We start from the raw sequence: 18,453 nt of genomic DNA on the forward strand, positions 1-18,453 counted from the left end.
CGCCCGCATGCTGGGCGCGGCCATCGTGCTCCAGCCCCCCTGACGCTCCCATGAAAGACTCCCTGCGCCAGCAGTTCGAACGCCTTGGCTTCCGACTGCACGAACTCGATTCCACCCTGGCCGACGGCTCTATCGCCGCCGACATGAAGCGCTACCGCGCCCTCACCAAGGAACAGTCCGAAGTCTCGGACCTGGTGACGCGCTACCAGACCTATCTGCAGCGCGAGCGCGACCTGATCGCCGCACGCGAACTGCTGTCCGACCCCGAGATGGCCGAGATGGCGCGCGAGGAAATCGGCGGCGCCGAGGCCGATATCGCGCGCCTGCACGAAGAACTCCAGCTGTCCCTGCTGCCGCGCGATCCGGATGACGAGCGTCCGGCCTTTCTGGAAATCCGCGCCGGCGCCGGTGGCGATGAATCGGCGCTGTTCGCGGGCGATCTCGCGCGCATGTACATGCGCTTCGCGGAGAGCCAGGGCTGGCGCACCGAAATCCTCTCGGCCAATGAATCCGATCTGGGTGGCTACAAGGAACTGGTGCTGCGCATCGAAGGCCCCTCGGTCTACGGCCGGCTCAAGTTCGAATCGGGCGGGCATCGCGTGCAACGCGTGCCGGCCACCGAGTCGCAGGGGCGCATCCATACCAGCGCCTGCACCGTGGCGGTGATGCCGGAACCCGACGAGGCCGAGGAAATCCAGCTCAACCCGGCCGAGCTGCGCATCGACACCTTCCGCGCCAGCGGCGCCGGCGGCCAGCACGTCAACAAGACTGACAGCGCGATCCGCATCACCCACCTGCCCACCGGCCTGGTGGCCGAATGTCAGGACGACCGCAGCCAGCACCGCAACAAGGCCAAGGCCATGGCCGTGCTGGCCGCCCGCCTGCGCGACAAGGACAAGAACGAGCGCGCCGCCAAGGAGGCCGCCACGCGCAAGAGCCTGATCGGCAGCGGCGACCGCAGCGACCGCATCCGCACCTACAACTTTCCGCAGGGCCGGCTCACCGACCACCGCATCAACCTGACGCTCTACAAGCTGGGCGCCATCATGGACGGAGATCTGGGCGACGTGGTGCAGGGCCTGCAACAGGCCCAGGCCGCCGAGCAGCTGGCCACCTTGGAAGGCCGGGCATGACCGTCGCCGAGGCCCTGGCGCAGGCCCGCGCGGCCGGCCTGGAGCGCCTGGAAGCCCAGCTGCTGCTGGCGCAGCTGCTGCAGCGCGATCGCTCCTGGCTGATCGCCCATGACGACGCGACCGTGCCGCCGGCCTTGAGCGCACGCTTTGCGGATTGGCTGGCGCAGCGCCTCGATGACGTGCCGCTGGCCTATCTGGCGGGCGAAAAGGAATTCCATGGCCTGCGCCTGCAGGTCAGCCCCGCCACGCTGGTGCCGCGCCCCGACACCGAGCTGCTGGTGGACTGGGCATTGGAGCTGCTGCAGGCCAGCAGCCTGGCCACCCCGCGGGTGCTGGACCTGGGCACCGGCAGTGGCGCGATCGCGCTGGCCATCAAGCACCGCTGCCCCCGCGCCGAGCTGCATGCCTCGGACCGCAGCCCCGCGGCCCTGGCCGTCGCGGCGGCGAATGCGCAGCAGCTGGGGCTGGCCGTGCAGTTCCATTTGGGCAGTTGGTGGGAGCCCTTCGCCGGGCAGCGCTTCGACCTGATCGTCAGCAACCCGCCCTATATCGCCGGCGATGACCCGCATCTGCGGGCGCTGCGGCACGAGCCGCTGGCGGCGCTGACACCGGGTGGCGATGGCCTGGCCGACCTGGCCCGCCTGGCCCAGGGCGCACCGAGGCATCTGCGACCGGGTGGCCATCTGCTGCTGGAGCATGGCTACGACCAGGCCCCGGCCGTCGCGGCCGCGCTACAGGCGGCCGGGTTTGCCGACGTCGATTGCCGGCGCGACCTGGGTGAGCAGCAACGTGCCAGCGGGGGCCGCTGGCCGGGCTGAGACCGCGCCTGGGCAAGCCCGCAACAGAAAGCCCAACACCGTGCAATTTGCGCTGCACAAGGGCCGGGCCGGGGCGTAGCATCAAGCTCCGAGGGCGCACGCAATGCGCACCCTCCTCCACGCACCGGGAGATCGTCATGCGGGTCATAGCTCGAGTTTCACGCACTCATCTGGCGGGGCTCTTGATGGCTGTTGCGGGACTGTGTGCCGCCCACAGCGCCTGGGCCGACAACGGGCTCAAGCTGGAGCCCCAGGGCCTGGGACGCTGGCAGGCCCGCATCCAGTTGAGCAGCCAGGACGTCAACATCGGCCTGCTGGCCGAACCGCTGCGCAGCGGCGGCTCGCGCCTGCTGAGCGCCAATCTGCTGGGCGACTACTACCTCACCGGTTCGGGCCTCGGCCATGGCATCCAGGGCGGCCTGCGCGCCACCGGCGGTCTGCTGATGGGGCCACTGTCGCTCTCACAAAGCAGTTCGGGCCTGGCACTGGGTCAGAGCGCCGCGCTGCAGAGCCAGAATTTCGCGTTGGGGCAACGCAGCGTCAGCATGCTGTCGGGCGCCGAGCGCGGCGATCCGAGCGCCTCGCTGTCCTATCTAGGCATCGGCTATACAGGGCACTCCTTGCGTGGCGGCTGGGGTTTCAGTGCCGACCTGGGGCTGGTGGGTGGCGGCTATGGCGGCTTCCGTCTGGGCCAGAGCAGCGCCCAGGCGGTGGAAGATCTGCTGCGCGACATGCGCTACAAGCCGGTGCTGCAGCTGGGCCTGTCATACAGCTATTGAGCCAGCATCCGCCCACGCCGCGCGTCCGGGCATTGCCCCTCGCCGATAATGGCCGCCATGCGCGGCCATTGTTTTTTTATCCGCGGCCGCAGCGCCCTCCAACCCTGCAAGGACTAGACGACATGAGCGACGTTCAACAACGCATTGACAGCCTGGTGAAGAGCAACCGCGTGGTGCTGTTCATGAAGGGCACGGCCCAGTTTCCGATGTGCGGCTTCTCCGGCCGCGCCATCCAGATCCTCAAGGCCTGCGGCGTCAATGACCTGAAGACCTTCAACGTGCTGGAAGACGAGGAAGTGCGCCAGGGTATCAAGGACTACGCCAGCTGGCCCACCATTCCGCAGCTGTACGTGAACGGCGAGTTCGTGGGCGGATCGGACATCATGATGGAGATGTACGAGGCCGGCGAGCTGCAGCAGATGCTGGGCCAGCAGGCCTGAGGCATGCGGCAACGCCTGGTTGTCGGCATCACGGGCGCCACCGGCGCGGCCTATGGCTTGCGGCTGCTGCAGCGCGCGCGCGAGCTGGGCGCGGAGACCCATCTGATACTCACCCCGGCCGGGGTGCTGAATGCCCATCATGAGCTGGGGCTGAGCCGCGACGCGCTGGAGCGCGAAGCGGATGCGGCTTACGCGCCCGGCGATGTGGGCGCCTGTGTGGCCAGCGGCAGCTTTGCCAGCACCGCCATGGTGGTGGCGCCCTGCTCGATGAAGAGCCTGGCCGCCATCGCGCATGGCTTTGGCGACAACCTGCTGACGCGCGCGGCCGACGTCACCCTGAAGGAACGCCGCCGCCTCATCCTGATGGTGCGCGAGACACCCTTCAACCTGGCGCATCTGCGCAATATGACGGCGGTCACCGAGATGGGCGGCATCATCTTTCCGCCCCTGCCGGCCTTCTATCACCACCCGCAAAGCATCGCCGAGATGGTCAACGAGAGTGCCGAGCGGGTGCTGGAACTGGCCGGCCTGGTGGGCGCCACGCCCAAGAGCTGGCAGGGCCTGCGCTGATCAGCGCTCCTCCGGCAGCAGCCATTTGCGCCGGTTGGCGAACACCGCATTCGGATATTCGGGCCGGCCGCGGCTGCCGTTGTAGCGGCCCAGGGCGAGGAACATATCGCCCTGTTCGCGGTCCAGGTAGTGGCGCAGGATCACGCAGCCAAAGCGCAGATTGGTCTGCATATGGAACAGCCTGGAGGCCTGGCCATCGCCGATGGACTTGGCCCAGAAGGGCATCACCTGCATATAGCCGCGCGCGCCGGCCACGCTGATGGCGTATTTGCGGAAACCGCTTTCCACTTCCACCAGGCCCAGCACCAGGGCGGGCTCCAGCCCGGCCCGCTTGGCCTCGTACCAGACGGTCTCAAGGAACTCGATGCGGGTGAGCGCCTCGCTCTTGCGGCTCTTCAGGCGCTCGCTCATCACGCCCAGCCAGCGCAGATAGGCCAGACGGGTATCGGTGGAATCGAAGCGTGGCTTGGGCGGCGCGCTGTTGGCGATCGCCGAGGAGAGCGCCGAGCGCACCTGGTCCTGCAGCGGCTCCTCGATCTGTGCGCCGGCCCAGCCACGACCGGGCAGCGCCAGCCCCGCCAGCGCTGCGAAGAACAGGCCGCGACGCTTCAAAGCTTGAGCTTGCCCTTCAGATGGGCCAGCACCTCGGCCAGCGCCAGCTTGGTAGCCTCGGCGTCACGGCGGCCCTGGTACTCGACCTGGCCTTCCTTGAGGCCACGATCGGACAGCACCACGCGATGCGGCACGCCCACCAGCTCCCAGTCGGCAAACATGGCACCGGGGCGCTCGCCGCGATCATCCAGCAGCACATCGACGCCAAGGGCTTGCAACTCGTCGTGCAGGCGCTCGGCCGCCAGCTTCACTTCCTCGCTGCGGTCCATGCCGATCGGGCACAGCACCACGGTGAAGGGCGCGATCGCATCCGGCCAGATGATGCCGCGCGCATCGTGGTTCTGCTCGATGGCGGCGCCCAGGATGCGGGTCACGCCGATGCCGTAGCAGCCCATCTCCATCGGCTGGGGCTTGCCGTTCTCGTCCAGGAAATTGGCGTTCATCGCGGCTGAGTACTTGGTGCCCAGATAGAACACATGGCCCACCTCGATACCACGCTGGATCGCCAGCACGCCCTTGCCGTCCGGCGAGGGATCGCCCACCACGACGTTGCGGATGTCGGCCACCAGGTCGGGCTCGGGCAGGTCACGCGCCCAGTTGGCACCGGTGTAGTGGAAGTCGGCCTCATTGGCGCCACAGACGAAGTCCGACATCTGGGCCACGGTGCGGTCGGCCACGATCTTGACCGGCTTCTTCAGACCGATCGGGCCCAGATAGCCCGGCTTGCAGCCGAAGTGGTCGTCGATCTCGGCCACGCTGGCGAAGCGGAAGCCTCCCTTCAGCCCTTCGACCTTGCCCGCCTTGACCTCGTTGAGCTCGTGATCGCCACGCACCAGCAGCAGCCAGACGGTGGACTTGACGATGACGCCCTGCTCATCGAGCTCGTCGGTGGCGAGCACCAGGGACTTGACGGTCTGCGTCAGCGGCAGGCCCAGCAGCGCCGCCACGTCCTCGCAAGTGGCCTTGCCCGGGGTCGGCGTCTTCACCAGCGCCTGTGCGGCCGTGCCGCGCGCGTCCAGCAGGGCCACGGCCTCGGCCAGCTCGATGTTGGCGGCGAAATCGCTGCTCGGGCAGTAGACGATGGCGTCTTCGCCGGTATCGGCGATCACCTGGAATTCGTGGGAACGATCACCGCCAATGGCGCCGGTATCGGCGGCGACGGCGCGGTACTGCAGGCCGAGGCGATCGAAGATCTTGCAGTAGGCGCCGTACATGTTCTCGTAGCTGCGCCCGGCGGAGGCGACATCGCGATCGAAGGAGTAAGCGTCCTTCATGGTGAACTCGCGGCCGCGCATGATGCCGAAGCGCGGCCGGCGCTCGTCACGGAACTTGGTCTGGATGTGATAGAAATTCTTGGGCAGCTGCTTGTAGCTGCGCAGTTCCTGCCGGGCGATATCGGTGATCACCTCTTCGGAAGTCGGCTGGATGATGAAGTCGCGGTCATGGCGATCCTTCACGCGCAGCAGCTCGGGGCCCATCTTGTCGAAACGCCCGGTCTCCTGCCACAGCTCGGCCGGCTGCACCACCGGCATCAGCAGCTCCACCGCGCCGGCGCGGTTCATCTCCTCGCGGATGATGGCCTCGACCTTGCGGATCACACGCAGCCCCATGGGCATGTAGTTGTAGATACCGGCCCCCAGGCGCTTGATCATGCCGGCGCGCATCATCAGCTTGTGGCTCACCACCTCGGCATCGGCGGGCGCTTCTTTGAGCGTGGAAATGAAGAACTGGGAGGCTTTCATCGGAACGGGACTGAGGTGTGGGCGCATCCAGGGTCAGGTCTGAACGCACGGGGGTCTGAGGGTAAGCGAGGATCATGCAGGACCGTGGGCCCAATGCAATAATCAAACCAACTATAGATTTGAGGTTGATTATGCTCGACCGTGAAGGCTTCCGGCCCAACGTCGGCATCATCCTGCTCAACCACAGGAACGAAGTGTTCTGGGGTAAGCGCATCCGCACCCATTCCTGGCAGTTCCCGCAAGGGGGCATCAAGCATGGCGAAACGCCCGAGCAGGCGATGTTCAGAGAGCTCCATGAAGAGGTGGGGCTGAGGGCCGAGCATGTGCGCATCATTGCGCGCACACGCGACTGGCTGCGCTACGAAGTGCCCGAGCACTTCATACGGCGCGACGCGCGCGGACATTACCGCGGGCAAAAGCAGATCTGGTTTCTGCTGCAGTTGATGGGCCGCGACAGCGACATGAATCTGCGCGCCACCGACCACCCCGAGTTCGATGCCTGGCGCTGGAACGAGTACTGGGTTCCGCTGGAGGCGGTGATCGAGTTCAAGCGCGGCGTCTACCAGATGGCGCTGACCGAGCTGGCGCGCTTCCTGCCACGCATGAACCACCACAACCGCTACCTGCGCGCCGGCATGCGCCCGCAGCATCGCGGCGAAGGCGGGCGCGGGCCGCATGACGCTGCCGGTGAGCATGAGCAGCACGCCCCCGAGGACGCCGGCGAGACGCCCAAAGATCCGGCTTAGCGCAGCACCAGGTTGTCGCGGTGGATGAGTTCGGGCTCGGCCGCATAGCCGAGCACGCCCTCGATCTCGAACGAGGGCTTACGCGCAATCAGGCGCGCCTCGGCACTTGAATAGTTGGTGAGCCCACGCGCCAGCTCGGCGCCGCTGGCATCCCTCACGGCGATCACATCGCCGCGATGGAATTCGCCCTGCACCTCGTAGACGCCGATCGGCAAGAGGCTCTTGCCCTCGTCGCGCAGCTTGGCGGCGGCGCCAGCATCGACGAGCACGGCGCCGCGCATCTGCAGATGGTCAACCATCCATTGCTTGCGCGCCGCGAGCTTTTGCGTGCTGGCCAGCAGCGCCGTGCCGATGGCTTCGCCCGCGGCCAGCCGCAACAGCACATCCGGCTCACGCCCCCAGGCGATCACGGTGTTGGCGCCACTGCCAGCGGCACGCTTGGCGGCCAGGATCTTGGTGATCATGCCGCCGCGGCCAATGCTGGAGCCGGCACCACCGGCCATCTGCTCCAGCTCGGGCGTGCCGGCAATCGCTTCATCGATGAAGCGCGCGGCCGGATCCTTACGTGGATCGGCAGAGTACAGGCCGCGCTGATCGGTCAGGATCACCAGGGCATCGGCCTCCACCAGGTTGGCGACCAGCGCACCCAGGGTGTCGTTGTCGCCGAACTTGATTTCGTCGTTGACGACGGTGTCGTTCTCGTTGATGACCGGCAGCACACGGTGCTGCAGCAGCGTCAGCAGGGTGGAACGCGCATTCAGATAGCGTTCGCGATCGGCCAGGTCGGCATGCGTGAGCAGCACCTGCGCACTGCCCATGCCCTGCTCGCGCAGCTTGCTCTCGTACATCTGCGCCAAGCCCATCTGGCCGACGGCCGCGGCCGCCTGCAGTTCATGCACTTCCTTGGGCCGCGTCACCCAGCCCAGGCGCTTCATGCCTTCGGCAATCGCACCGCTGGACACCATCACCAGCTCACGCCCCTGCGCCGCCAAGGCAGCGAGTTGACGGCACCAGTTGCCGATCGCCTCGGCATCGACGCCGCGCCCCTCGTTCGTCACCAGGCTGGAACCTACCTTGACGACGATGCGGCGCGCATTCTTCAGCGGCCCCTGGCTCATGCCTGCTCCTGCTCGCCGCCCTCCACAGGCGTGAAGCGCGGGTCGACTTCCACATGCACGCGCTGGGCCTCGGCCACATGCTCATAGATCGCATGGATCAAGGGCTGGCAGCCTTCGCGCGTCAGGGCGGAGATTTCAAACACCGGACCCTTCCACTTGTAGCGCTTGACGAAGTCCTTCACGCGCGCGGCACGCTCCTCCGCCGGCACCATGTCCAGCTTGTTGAGCACCAGCCAGCGCGGCTTGTCGTACAGGGCCTGGTCGTACTTCTTCAACTCGCCCACGATGGCCTTGGCCTCGGCCACCGGATCCACGGCCGGATCGAACGGTGCCAGGTCGACCACATGCAGCAGCAGTCGCGTGCGCTGCAGGTGGCGCAGGAATTGGTGACCCAGGCCGGCACCTTCGGCGGCGCCCTCGATCAGGCCGGGGATATCGGCCACCACAAAACTCTTCTCGGGCCCGACACGCACGACGCCGAGGTTGGGGTGCAGGGTCGTGAACGGGTAGTCGGCAATCTTGGGCCGGGCGTTGGAGACCGCCGAGATCAGCGTCGACTTGCCGGCATTGGGCTGGCCCAGCAACCCCACATCGGCCAGCACGCGCAGCTCAAGCTTGAGCTTCTTGGCTTCGCCGGGCCAACCGGGCGTCTTCTGGCGCGGCGCACGGTTCGTGCTGCTCTTGAAGTGCAGATTGCCAAAGCCACCGTCACCGCCCTTGGCAATGAGAATCTTCTCGCCCGGCTCCAGCAACTCGGCGATCACCGTATCGGTCTCGAGGTCCTTGATGATGGTGCCCACCGGCATGCGCAGCACGATGTCGTCGGCCGCGGCGCCGTACTGATCGGAGCCTCGCCCCGCCTCGCCATTGCGCGCCTCGTGGCGGCGCGCGTAGCGGTAATCGATCAGGGTATTGAGGTTCAGGTCGCCAACGGCAAACACGCTGCCACCCCGACCACCGTCGCCACCGTCCGGTCCGCCAAAGGGAATGAACTTCTCGCGGCGAAAGCTCGCACAGCCGGCACCACCATTGCCGGCCACAACATCGATAGTGGCTTCGTCTACGAACTTCATGTCAGATCCCTTGAGCCCGGGCGGGGCTATGGTAAGCCAGGCCCCTCAAAGAGCCCGACTCGATGCAGCCGTAGAAAAACAAAAGCCCCGGACTGAGCCGGGGCTGTTGCTGCACGGTGTGGCCGGCTGCTGCCACCCCACCGCGACCGCTGGTCCGAAAAACTTAGACCGGCGTGACGATGACCGTCGAACGGCTCTTTTCGCCCTTGACGGCGAACGAGACCTGACCGTCGATCAGCGCGAACAGCGTGTGGTCCTTGCCCATGCCGACGTTCGTGCCGGCGTGGAACTTGGTACCGCGCTGACGCACGATGATGGAACCTGCAGAGATGGTCTGGCCGCCATAGACCTTCACACCCAGCATCTTCGGTTTGGAATCGCGGCCGTTTCGTGTGGAACCGCCGCCCTTTTTCTGTGCCATGGATTAACTCCTTGAACTGTTGGCGAAAGCCGGATTAGCCATTCACCGCGCTGATTTCCAGCTCGGTATACGTTTGGCGATGGCCCTGGCTCTTCTTGTAGTGCTTGCGACGACGCAGCTTGAAGATGCGCACCTTGTCGTGCTTGCCCTGTGCCACAACAGTGGCCTTGACGCTTGCGCCAGCAACCAAGGGAGTGCCAACCTTGAGTTCAGCGCCGTTTCCGACGGCCAGAACCTGGTCGATCACAATCTCTTGGCCAACATCCGCAGCAATCTGTTCTACCTTGATCTTTTCGCCAGCAGCAACTTTGTATTGCTTGCCGCCGGTTTTTATGACCGCGTACATATCAGCCCTTTCAGTGAAACCACTCGCCGCCAATGATTGACGGCAAGCCTTGACTACGCCCATGACCTGAGCGCAGAGCCCGCGAGTGTAGCACAAGCGTTAACCCTGAATCAAGCGGCATTACCGGCTTGTCTGAGGCGCGCCGCGCCGCGCGGCCGCAGCGAACTTGGGCCTCCCACGAGCTTCCTATAATGACAGCTTCGCCCCAAAGTGAGCTGAGAGTGCAAGACCTGTCTGCCTCGTCCCCTGTTGCTGAGGTTCTGGCCGCGCTGAACGCGGAAATGCGCGAGGTGGATGCCGTGATTGCGCGCCGCCTCACCTCCGATGTCGCCCTGATCAATCAGATTGCCGGCTACATCGTGCATGCCGGCGGCAAGCGCATGCGGCCAAAGCTGGTACTGCTATTCGCCAACGCGCTTGGCTATACCCAGCACGAGCGCTTTGAACTTGCCGCCGTGGTGGAGTTCATCCACACCGCGACCCTGCTGCACGACGACGTCGTCGACGAGTCGTCGTTGCGGCGCGGCAAGCAGACGGCCAACGCCCTGTTCGGCAATGCCGCCAGCGTGCTGGTGGGGGACTTCCTGTATTCGCGCGCCTTCCAGATGATGGTCTCGGCCAACAGCCTGCGCGTGCTGGAGGTGCTCGCAGACGCGACCAATGTGATCGCCGAGGGCGAGGTCCTGCAATTGATGAACATGCACGACCCGGACATCAGTGTCGAGAGTTATCTGCGCGTCATCCGCTTCAAGACCGCCAAGCTGTTCGAAGCAAGTGCGCGCTTGGGCGCCGTGCTGGCCAACAGCACGCCGGAGATCGAAGACGCATGCGCCGGCTATGGCCGTGCACTCGGCACTGCCTTCCAGCTCATCGACGACGTACTCGACTACGAGGGCGACACCCAGGCGCTGGGCAAAAACATTGGCGACGACCTGCGTGAAGGCAAACCCACGCTGCCGCTGCTGATCGCCATGAACCGCAGCAGTGCCGAGGAACGTGATCTGATACGCCATGCCATCGAGCAGGGCGAGGTCGCACGCCTGGCCGACATCGTGGCCATCGTGCGACGCACCGGCGCCCTTGACGCCACGCGCGACGCGGCGCGTGCCGAGGCAGCACTCGCGCAACAATGCTTAAATGCATTACCACTTAACAAATGGCGAGAAGCTCTGCTAGAATTCGCCGTTCAGTCAATCGACCGCTCGTTCTGAGCGATCAAGAAGACAGTGACGACACTCCGCAGCAGCGGAGCAGTCGGAACAAATCGGGGTGTAGCTTAGCCTGGTAGAGCGCTACGTTCGGGACGTAGAGGCCGGAGGTTCGAATCCTCTCACCCCGACCAGATCTTCTCAATTTCCATTCCCAGCCTTGGCGCCATGATGCAAATCAGCATCACTGGCAAAGGCCGTGCGCGCATTCCGTGCGCTTACACACATTTCCACCGATTGCCCCCTTGCATGGTGGGTATACAGTGTGGCCATTGCTGAGTAAGCGCGCACCCGGTGCGCCTCTCGCCTCCGACTACCGAGCACAGCGAATCACGGCACGTGGATACAACCCTGGCTGACCCGCCCCATTCCGCCCTCTCGGGCGTTGCTCGCGTGTTGGTGCACGTGGGCAAGCTGCAGGCCAAGGCCGCAGAGGATCTGGTACGGCAATCCAAGGAGAAGAAGACCAGCTTCGTGAGCGCCGTGATCGCGTCGGGCGCGATCTCCTCGGCCGACTTGGCGCATACGCTGGCGACGGCGCTGGCTGTGCCACTGATGGACTTGAACGCGGTAGATGCCCAGCGCCTGCCGCAGAACATCATCGACAACAAGCTGGCTCAGCAATACCAGGTTCTCGTGCTCGGCCGCCGCGGCAACCGCCTTTTCATCGGCGGTGCCGACCCGACCGAGCCCGAAGTCGTCGAACGCATCAAGTTCGCCACCCAGCTGTCGCCCGAGTGGGTGATCGTCGAGTACGACAAGATCACCAAGATTCTGCAAGGCTCGGCGACCAGCGCCGCGGAGGCCCTGGAGAGCATTGCCGGCGGGGATTTCGACTTCGACATTGCCGAAGAGGAAGGGCCGACGCAGCAAGAAGCGCAGGACATGGCCGACGTGGAGGACGCACCGGTGGTGCGCTTCCTGCAGAAGATGCTGGTGGATGCCATCAATCTGCGCGCCTCGGACTTGCACTTCGAGCCCTACGAGTACCACTACCGGGTGCGGTTCCGCGTGGACGGTGAATTGCGCGAGATCACGCAGCCGCCCATTGCGATCAAGGACAAGCTGGCCTCGCGCATCAAGGTGCTGTCGAGGCTGGACATTGCCGAGCGCCGCGTGCCGCAAGACGGGCGCATGAAGCTGAAGTTCGGCGCCAAGGCGATCGACTTCCGCATCAGCACGCTGCCCACCTTGTTCGGCGAGAAGATCGTGATCCGGATTCTGGATCCGTCCTCGGCCAAGTTGGGTATCGAGGCGCTGGGTTACGAGAAGATCGAGAAGGATCGGCTGCTGGCCTGCATCTCGCGCCCCTATGGCATGGTGCTGGTCACCGGCCCGACGGGTTCGGGCAAGACGGTCTCGCTCTACACCTGCCTAAACATCCTGAACCAACCGGGCGTGAACATCTCGACGGTCGAAGATCCTGCCGAAATCAACCTGCCCGGCATCAACCAGGTGAACGTGAACGATAAGGCCGGACTGACCTTCGCCGCAGCGCTGAAGTCCTTCTTGCGCCAGGATCCCGACATCATCATGGTGGGTGAGATCCGCGATCTCGAGACCGCCGACATTGCCATCAAGGCGGCGCAAACGGGCCACATGGTGATGTCCACCCTGCACACCAACGACGCGCCGACCACGCTCACACGCTTGCTCAATATGGGTGTGGCACCCTTCAACATCGCCTCCAGCGTGCTGCTCATCACCGCACAGCGTCTGGCCAGGCGCTTGTGCGAGAACTGCAAGACCTTGGCGGAGTTTCCGCGCGAGGCACTGCTGCGTGCCGGCTATGCCGAGACCGATCTGGATGGCAGCTGGAAGCCCTATCGCGCGGTGGGCTGCTCGAGTTGCAACAACGGCTACCGCGGCCGCGTCGGCCTCTACCAGGTGATGCCCATCACCGAGGCCATTCAGCGCATCATTCTCTCGGAAGGCACCTCCATGGACATCGCCGCGCAGGCGCAATCCGAGGGCGTGCGCGACCTGCGCCAGTCCGGCCTCGTGAAGGTGCGTGCCGGCGTCACGACGCTCGAAGAGGTGTTGGCGGCGACCAATGAATAAGGGCCCATCGGGCCCCGACAAAAACTGTGGGTGCAATCCCAGGAGGTGTTATGGCGACCAATTCCAGCGCCAAGCCGGCCAATGAGGCCATCTACGAGTGGGAAGGCAAAGACAGGAACGGCAAGGTCGTGCGCGGCGAGTTGCGCGCCGGGGGCGAGGCCATGGTCAGCGCCACCCTACGTCGTCAAGGCATTCTGGTCAGCAAGGTCAAGAAGCGCCGTACCGCGGGCGGCAGCAATATCAAGCAGAAGGACATCGCCGTATTCACGCGCCAGCTCGCCACCATGATGCGCGCTGGCGTGCCGCTGCTGCAGTCTTTCGAGATCGTGGCGCGGGGCAGCCCCAACCCCAAACTGACGCGCTTGCTCACCGACATCAAGCAGGACGTGGAGACCGGTACCAGCCTGTCCGCCTCGTTTCGCAAGCATCCGATGTACTTCGACGCCCTGTACTGCAATCTGGTGGAAGCGGGCGAAACCGGCGGCATCCTGGAAGCCCTGCTCGATCGCCTGGCGATTTACCAGGAAAAGACCGTCGCGCTGAAGAACAAGATCAAGTCGGCGCTGACCTACCCGATCGCAGTGATGGTGGTGGCCTTTGTGGTCACCGCCGTGATCATGATCTTTGTGGTGCCGGCGTTCAAGGACGTCTTCAAGTCCTTCGGTGCCGACCTGCCTGGACCGACCCTCGTGGTGATTGCCATGTCGGAGTTCTTCGTGGCGTATTGGTGGGCCGTCTTTGGCGGGCTTGGTGGCGGCATCTACTTCTTCATCCAATCGTGGAAACGCTCCGAGAAGATGCAGAAGACCATGGATCGACTGCTGCTCAAGATCCCCGTGTTCGGGGATCTGCTTTACAAGTCCGCCATCGCACGCTGGACGCGCACGTTGGCAACCATGTTCGCCGCCGGCGTTCCGCTGGTCGAGGCGCTGGATTCGGTGGGAGGCGCCTCGGGCAATGCGGTGTTCGTCGAGGCCACCGAGAAGATCCAGCGCGACGTGTCCACCGGCTCGGCGCTCACCACCTCGATGCAGACCACCGGGATCTTCCCGAGCATGGTGCTGCAAATGGCTGCCATCGGCGAGGAATCGGGCTCGCTGGATCACATGCTGAGCAAGGCGGCGGAGTTCTACGAGGACGAGGTGGACGAGGCCGTGAAGGCGCTCTCCAGCCTGATGGAACCATTCATCATCGTGTTTCTCGGCACGGTCATTGGCGGCATCGTGGTCGCGATGTATCTGCCCATCTTCAAGCTGGGTCAGGTGGTCTGAGGAATGGCGGCAACAACGGAACTCCAATGGCTGCTGTCACCCTGGGTCCTGGGCGTGCTGGGCCTGTGCATCGGCAGCTTTCTCAACGTCGTGGTGCACCGCCTGCCCCGCATGATGGAGCGCCAATGGCTCACTGACGCGGCCGCTCAATTGAGCGATGAGGAGGCGCTGCTGCAGGGCGCGCAACTGGGCAAGGCCGAGGCCGGCGCACTGGCCAAGGCCAGCGCTGCACTGGCCACCAAGCTTGAGCAGCTCCCCGCACTGGGCATCGCCATGCCGCGCTCGCGCTGCCCTCACTGCGGGCACCAACTGAAGTGGCACGAGAACATCCCGCTGTTGGGTTACGCCATGCTGCGCGGGCGCTGCTCGGCCTGCCTCGCGCCGATCTCGGCGCGCTACCCCTTCATCGAGCTGCTTACCGGGCTGATGTTTGCCGGACTGTCGTGGCATCTCGGCCCCGAGCCCAGCACCCTGCTCTGGTGCGCCTTCGCTGCCGCCCTGCTGGCATTGGCAGCGATCGACTGGGACACCACCCTGCTGCCCGATACCATCAACCAGCCCCTGCTCTGGGCTGGCCTGCTGGTGGCCTTGCTGGGCTGGACCATTCCCCTGCAGGCCGCGCTGACCGGCGCCCTGGTGGGTTATCTGTCGCTCTGGTCGGTCTACTGGCTGTTCAAGCTCACCACCGGCAAGGAAGGCATGGGCTACGGGGACTTCAAGCTGCTGGCAGCGCTGGGTGCCTGGCTGGGCTGGCAGATGATCCTGCCCATCGTGCTGGGCGCGTCGGTGATCGGCGCAGCGGTCGGCATCGCCATGAAGCTGAATGCCAAACTGCGCGAGGGTCGCTATGTGCCCTTCGGCCCCTTCCTCGCGGGCGCCGGCCTGGTGGTGCTGTTCGCCGGCCAGGCACGCGTGCTGGGGTGGCTGGGCTGGGCCTGATGGCCGGGCGCGCGTTGCGCATCGGCCTGACCGGTGGCATCGGCAGCGGCAAGAGCACGGTGGCGAGCGCCTGGGCCGAGGCGGGCGCCGACGTCATCGACACCGATGCCATCTCGCGCGCCTTGACGGCGGCGGGCGGTGCCGCCATGCCGGCCATCGTGCAGGCCTTCGGTGCCCAAGCTGCCGGCCCGGACGGCGCACTCGACCGTAACCACATGCGCGCCCTGGCCTTCCGGGATGAGCAAGCCAAGCGCCGGCTCGAAGCCATCCTCCACCCCATGATCAGCGCCGAGACCACGCGCCGGGCCGAGGCCAGCGCGGCCGAGTTGCTGGTCTTCGACGTACCGCTGCTAGTCGAGTCGGGCCGCTGGCGGTCACGCGTGCAGCGCGTGCTGGTGGTGGATTGCGAGGAGCAAACGCAGGTCGAACGCGTCATGCAGCGCTCGGGCTGGCAGCGCGAGGCGGTGCTGGCGGTGATCGCGCAGCAGGCCAGCCGCACCGCCCGCCGCGCCGTCGCCGACGCGGTGCTCTACAACGACGGCATCAGCGCGGAAGCGCTGCGTGCACATGTATTGAGCCTCGCCGCGCATTGGCGCCGGGGCTAGCCCCTAGCGTTTTCTTGGGGCTCGCGCGCCTGGCTGTGAAACAATCGACCCATCGGGCCAAGAGGCGCAATGGGTGCCTCTTGCCACAACGCTGATCGACGAGGAATGGCCGCCTTGGTCTTATACGAATACCCGTTCAACGAAAGCATCCGCACGATGCTGCGTCTGGAACATCTGTTCGATCGCCTGGGGAAGTTGATCTCGCGCGAAACGGCACTGGACCATCACTTCGCCCTGGTCACGATCTTCGAGATCATGGACGTGGCCTCGCGCGCCGACCTGAAGTCCGACCTGCTCAAGGAATTGGAGCGGCACAAGGCCCAGCTCAACGGCTACCGCGGCAACCCGGCGATCGCTGAAAGCGTGCTCGACGAGGTGATCGCCCGCATCGACCGCGCCTTCGCCAATCTGAACCAGCTCTCCGGCAAGGCCGGCCATGCCCTCACCACCAACGAGTGGCTGATGAGCATACGCAGCCGCATCAGCATCCCCGGCGGCACCTGCGAGTTCGATCTGCCGGCCTACTACACCTGGCAGCAGTTCCTGCCGGCGCGTCGCCGCAACGATCTGATGCAATGGACGCAGTCCCTGATGCCGCTGGCCGAGGCCCTGCAGGTGCTGCTGGGCCTGCTGCGCGATTCCGGTGCCCCGCACAAGGTGGCGGCGCAAGCCGGCCAGTTCCAGCAAAGCCTGCCCCAGGGGCGCAGCTACCACCTGCTACGCATGCGCCTCGACCCCAGCCTGGGCCTGATCCCCGAGATCAGCGGCCACCGCCTGATGATCTCGATCCGGCTGATGCGTCAGGACGAGGAGGGCCGCCTCAAGCTCGCCCAGCAGGATGCCAGCTTCGAGCTGACCCTGTGCGCCTGAGGAGCAGCGTGATGGAACCGAAGAGCGACAAGCCGCGCATCGTGCCCTGCCCCAGCTGCGGCGGCGACAGCGTCTTTGCGCCCAGCAACCGCTGGCGCCCCTTCTGCAGCGAGCGCTGCCGCGAGCATGACCTGGGTGCCTGGGCCAGCGAATCCTTCCGCGTGCAGGCGGCGCCGCCCACCGAGGACCAGGACCTCCCTCACTAGCCCGGGGGCTAGAGCAGCTTCAGCGCGCGCAACTCCGGCCGCAGCGCCTCGGCGTTGCTGAACAACAGCGCCTGCCAGCCGCGCGCCTTCGCGGCCGTGATGTTGGCGGGGTGATCGTCCAGGAACAGCAGGCTCTGCGGCGCCACGCCGAAGCGTTGCTCGGCGATGCGATAGATTTCCTCGCGCGGCTTGGAATGCTTCACCCGCCCCGAGAACACGCCGCCCTCGAACCACTGCCACAGCGGATGCGCGCGTTCCAGGTGCTCGGCATAGGGCTCGGGCATGTTGGAGAGATAGAAGAGCCGATGACCGGCGGCCTTGAGTTCCTGGATCAGCGCCACCGTGCCGGGCAAGGCCTGCAATTCATCGGGCACCGCCGCCACCACCGCGGCCACCTCGGCCTCGGGCCAGCCGGTGCGCGCCGCAATGCGCCGCACCACCGTCGGCGCATCGATCAGCCCCTGGTCGAAGGCGCCCCAGTCGCCGCCGTAGTTCTCGAAGAAGGCCGCTGCAGCGGCCTCGGCAGCGGCCAGGTCGGGCACGCGATGCGGCCAGACACGCGCCAGGAAGCTGGGCGGGTGCCAGCGGAACACCACACCGCCAAAGTCGAACACGATGTTCATGCGCGCAACTTCTGCAGCAGCCCCGCGGTCGAGGCATCCAGGCCCGCCACATCACCGCTGCCCAGACGCGGCAACAGGCTGCTGCACAGGGCCTTGCCCAACTCGACGCCCCATTGGTCGAAGCTGTTGATGCCCCACAGCGCGCCGCTCACGAACACGCGGTGCTCGTAGAGCGCGATCAGCGCGCCCAGCGAGCGCGGGTTGAGTGTCTCCAGCAGCAAGGTCGTGCTGGGCCGGTTGCCTGGGAAGCTGCGATGGCGCGCCACCGTCAGCACGCCGAGTGACTTGGACGCCGTGGGCGCGCGCTCGTGCAGCGCCTCCTCGACCGACTTGCCCTGCATCAGCGCCTGCGACTGCGCCAGGCAGTTGGCCAGCAGCTTGACATGCTGGTCGGCCAGACGCTCGGCCAGCTCGCCCGTCACCTGCGGGCCATGCGTGGGCGTCTTCACCGCGATGAACTCGACCGGGATGACGTCCGTGCCCTGGTGCAGCATCTGGAAGTAGGCATGCTGGCCATTGGTGCCGGCCTCGCCCCAGACCACCGGGCTGGTGCCATAGGGCAAGGCCTGACCCTCGCGGTCCACGCCCTTGCCGTTGCTCTCCATCTCGAGCTGCTGCAGATAGGCGGGCAGGCGCTTCAGGCCCTGGTGGTAAGGCGCCACGCTGCGGCTCGTGAAACCATGGAAGTTGCGATACCAGATGTCGAGCAGGCCCAGCAGCACCGGCAGGTTCTGGCGCAGCGGCGCGGCACGGAAATGCTCATCCATGGCCCAGGCGCCGGCCAGCATGGCGCGGAAGTGCTCGGCGCCGATGGCGATCGCGATCGGCAGACCGATCACCGACCACAGCGAGTAGCGCCCGCCCACCCAGTC

General features: G+C 65.7%; 21 protein-coding genes and 1 tRNA gene. 14 read left to right on the forward strand and 8 right to left on the reverse strand.

What is annotated here, in order from left to right:
• Nucleotides 1-50 precede the first annotated feature (50 nt).
• The 5 genes from prfA to AC3WQY_RS21425 all read left to right on the forward strand — a co-directional run bounded on the left by prfA (nt 51) and on the right by AC3WQY_RS21425 (nt 3,740).
• Nucleotides 51-1,133 (forward strand): peptide chain release factor 1, encoded by a 1,083-nt coding sequence (gene prfA / locus AC3WQY_RS21405; RefSeq protein WP_492710598.1) that lies wholly within the window; start codon nt 51-53, stop codon nt 1,131-1,133.
• Nucleotides 1,130-1,951, forward strand: a complete 822-nt coding sequence (gene prmC, locus AC3WQY_RS21410) for a peptide chain release factor N(5)-glutamine methyltransferase (RefSeq protein ID WP_492710600.1) — start codon at nt 1,130-1,132, stop codon at nt 1,949-1,951. Before prfA ends, prmC begins: the two co-directional genes overlap by 4 nt.
• 185 nt (nt 1,952-2,136) lie before the next feature.
• Nucleotides 2,137-2,730: a hypothetical protein gene (locus tag AC3WQY_RS21415; protein WP_492710601.1), complete on the forward strand. Its 594-nt coding sequence runs from the start codon at nt 2,137-2,139 to the stop codon at nt 2,728-2,730.
• A 122-nt stretch (nt 2,731-2,852) separates the two neighbouring features.
• On the forward strand, nt 2,853-3,170 hold the full coding sequence (gene grxD, locus AC3WQY_RS21420; RefSeq protein WP_285230930.1) for a Grx4 family monothiol glutaredoxin: 318 nt from the start codon (nt 2,853-2,855) through the stop codon (nt 3,168-3,170).
• A 3-nt stretch (nt 3,171-3,173) separates the two neighbouring features.
• Nucleotides 3,174-3,740, forward strand: coding sequence for a UbiX family flavin prenyltransferase (locus tag AC3WQY_RS21425; RefSeq protein ID WP_285230929.1), 567 nt, complete (start codon nt 3,174-3,176; stop codon nt 3,738-3,740).
• On the opposite strand, the gene AC3WQY_RS21430 is transcribed toward AC3WQY_RS21425, so the two are convergent.
• On the reverse strand, nt 3,741-4,352 hold the full coding sequence (locus AC3WQY_RS21430; protein ID WP_425334601.1) for a lytic transglycosylase domain-containing protein: 612 nt from the start codon (nt 4,350-4,352) through the stop codon (nt 3,741-3,743).
• Nucleotides 4,349-6,094, reverse strand: a complete 1,746-nt coding sequence (locus tag AC3WQY_RS21435; RefSeq protein ID WP_285230928.1) for a proline--tRNA ligase — start codon at nt 6,092-6,094, stop codon at nt 4,349-4,351. The genes AC3WQY_RS21430 and AC3WQY_RS21435 overlap by 4 nt, the downstream gene beginning before the upstream one ends.
• A gap of 131 nt (nt 6,095-6,225) precedes the next feature.
• Between AC3WQY_RS21435 and AC3WQY_RS21440 the strand changes: the two genes are divergently transcribed.
• The gene (locus AC3WQY_RS21440; protein WP_285230927.1) at nt 6,226-6,840 is read left to right on the forward strand and encodes an RNA pyrophosphohydrolase; all 615 of its coding nucleotides are present in this window, start codon (nt 6,226-6,228) and stop codon (nt 6,838-6,840) included.
• Here the strand turns inward: AC3WQY_RS21440 and proB are convergent.
• The 4 genes from proB to rplU form a co-directional block, all read right to left on the reverse strand.
• Entirely contained in the window at nt 6,837-7,958 is a 1,122-nt protein-coding gene (gene proB, locus AC3WQY_RS21445; RefSeq protein WP_285230926.1) for a glutamate 5-kinase, read from the reverse strand. The genes AC3WQY_RS21440 and proB overlap by 4 nt on opposite strands.
• Complete coding sequence (gene cgtA, locus AC3WQY_RS21450) at nt 7,955-9,031, reverse strand: Obg family GTPase CgtA (protein WP_492710603.1); 1,077 nt, start codon at nt 9,029-9,031, stop codon at nt 7,955-7,957. The genes proB and cgtA overlap by 4 nt, the downstream gene beginning before the upstream one ends.
• Before the next feature lie 163 nt (nt 9,032-9,194).
• Nucleotides 9,195-9,452, reverse strand: coding sequence for a 50S ribosomal protein L27 (rpmA, locus tag AC3WQY_RS21455; protein WP_339600865.1), 258 nt, complete (start codon nt 9,450-9,452; stop codon nt 9,195-9,197).
• Nucleotides 9,453-9,486: 34 nt separating this feature from the next.
• Nucleotides 9,487-9,798 (reverse strand): 50S ribosomal protein L21, encoded by a 312-nt coding sequence (rplU, locus tag AC3WQY_RS21460; protein WP_195797624.1) that lies wholly within the window; start codon nt 9,796-9,798, stop codon nt 9,487-9,489.
• 281 nt (nt 9,799-10,079) lie between these two features.
• On the opposite strand from rplU, the gene AC3WQY_RS21465 reads away from it, so the two are divergent.
• From AC3WQY_RS21465 to AC3WQY_RS21500, 8 genes are all read left to right on the forward strand, one after another.
• A complete protein-coding gene (locus AC3WQY_RS21465) occupies nt 10,080-11,009 on the forward strand; it encodes a polyprenyl synthetase family protein (RefSeq protein ID WP_492710617.1) in 930 nt (309 codons plus the stop codon).
• Nucleotides 11,010-11,063: 54 nt separating this feature from the next.
• Nucleotides 11,064-11,140, forward strand: a tRNA-Pro gene (locus AC3WQY_RS21470).
• Between the two features lie 259 nt (nt 11,141-11,399).
• Nucleotides 11,400-13,067 carry a type IV-A pilus assembly ATPase PilB gene (gene pilB / locus AC3WQY_RS21475; protein WP_492710605.1) on the forward strand — a complete coding sequence of 556 codons (1,668 nt, stop codon included), beginning with the start codon at nt 11,400-11,402 and terminating at the stop codon, nt 13,065-13,067.
• 50 nt (nt 13,068-13,117) lie between these two features.
• On the forward strand, nt 13,118-14,338 hold the full coding sequence (locus tag AC3WQY_RS21480; RefSeq protein WP_492710619.1) for a type II secretion system F family protein: 1,221 nt from the start codon (nt 13,118-13,120) through the stop codon (nt 14,336-14,338).
• 3 nt (nt 14,339-14,341) lie between these two features.
• Nucleotides 14,342-15,277: a prepilin peptidase gene (locus tag AC3WQY_RS21485; protein WP_492710606.1), complete on the forward strand. Its 936-nt coding sequence runs from the start codon at nt 14,342-14,344 to the stop codon at nt 15,275-15,277.
• Entirely contained in the window at nt 15,277-15,882 is a 606-nt protein-coding gene (gene coaE, locus AC3WQY_RS21490; RefSeq protein WP_492710607.1) for a dephospho-CoA kinase, read from the forward strand. The genes AC3WQY_RS21485 and coaE overlap by 1 nt, the downstream gene beginning before the upstream one ends.
• Nucleotides 15,883-15,996: 114 nt before the next feature.
• Nucleotides 15,997-16,752, forward strand: coding sequence for a cell division protein ZapD (gene zapD / locus AC3WQY_RS21495; RefSeq protein WP_492710609.1), 756 nt, complete (start codon nt 15,997-15,999; stop codon nt 16,750-16,752).
• A gap of 11 nt (nt 16,753-16,763) precedes the next feature.
• Nucleotides 16,764-16,958 (forward strand): DNA gyrase inhibitor YacG, encoded by a 195-nt coding sequence (locus AC3WQY_RS21500; RefSeq protein ID WP_285230918.1) that lies wholly within the window; start codon nt 16,764-16,766, stop codon nt 16,956-16,958.
• Nucleotides 16,959-16,966: 8 nt separating this feature from the next.
• Here the strand turns inward: AC3WQY_RS21500 and AC3WQY_RS21505 are convergent, their stop codons facing one another.
• On the reverse strand, nt 16,967-17,581 hold the full coding sequence (locus tag AC3WQY_RS21505; protein WP_492710611.1) for an HAD family hydrolase: 615 nt from the start codon (nt 17,579-17,581) through the stop codon (nt 16,967-16,969).
• A partial coding sequence (locus AC3WQY_RS21510) for a phosphoglucose isomerase-related protein (RefSeq protein ID WP_492710613.1) occupies nt 17,578-18,453 on the reverse strand: 876 nt, incomplete at its 5' end. The genes AC3WQY_RS21505 and AC3WQY_RS21510, both read right to left, overlap by 4 nt.

Source organism: Roseateles sp. FW301-B2, assembly GCF_058788955.1.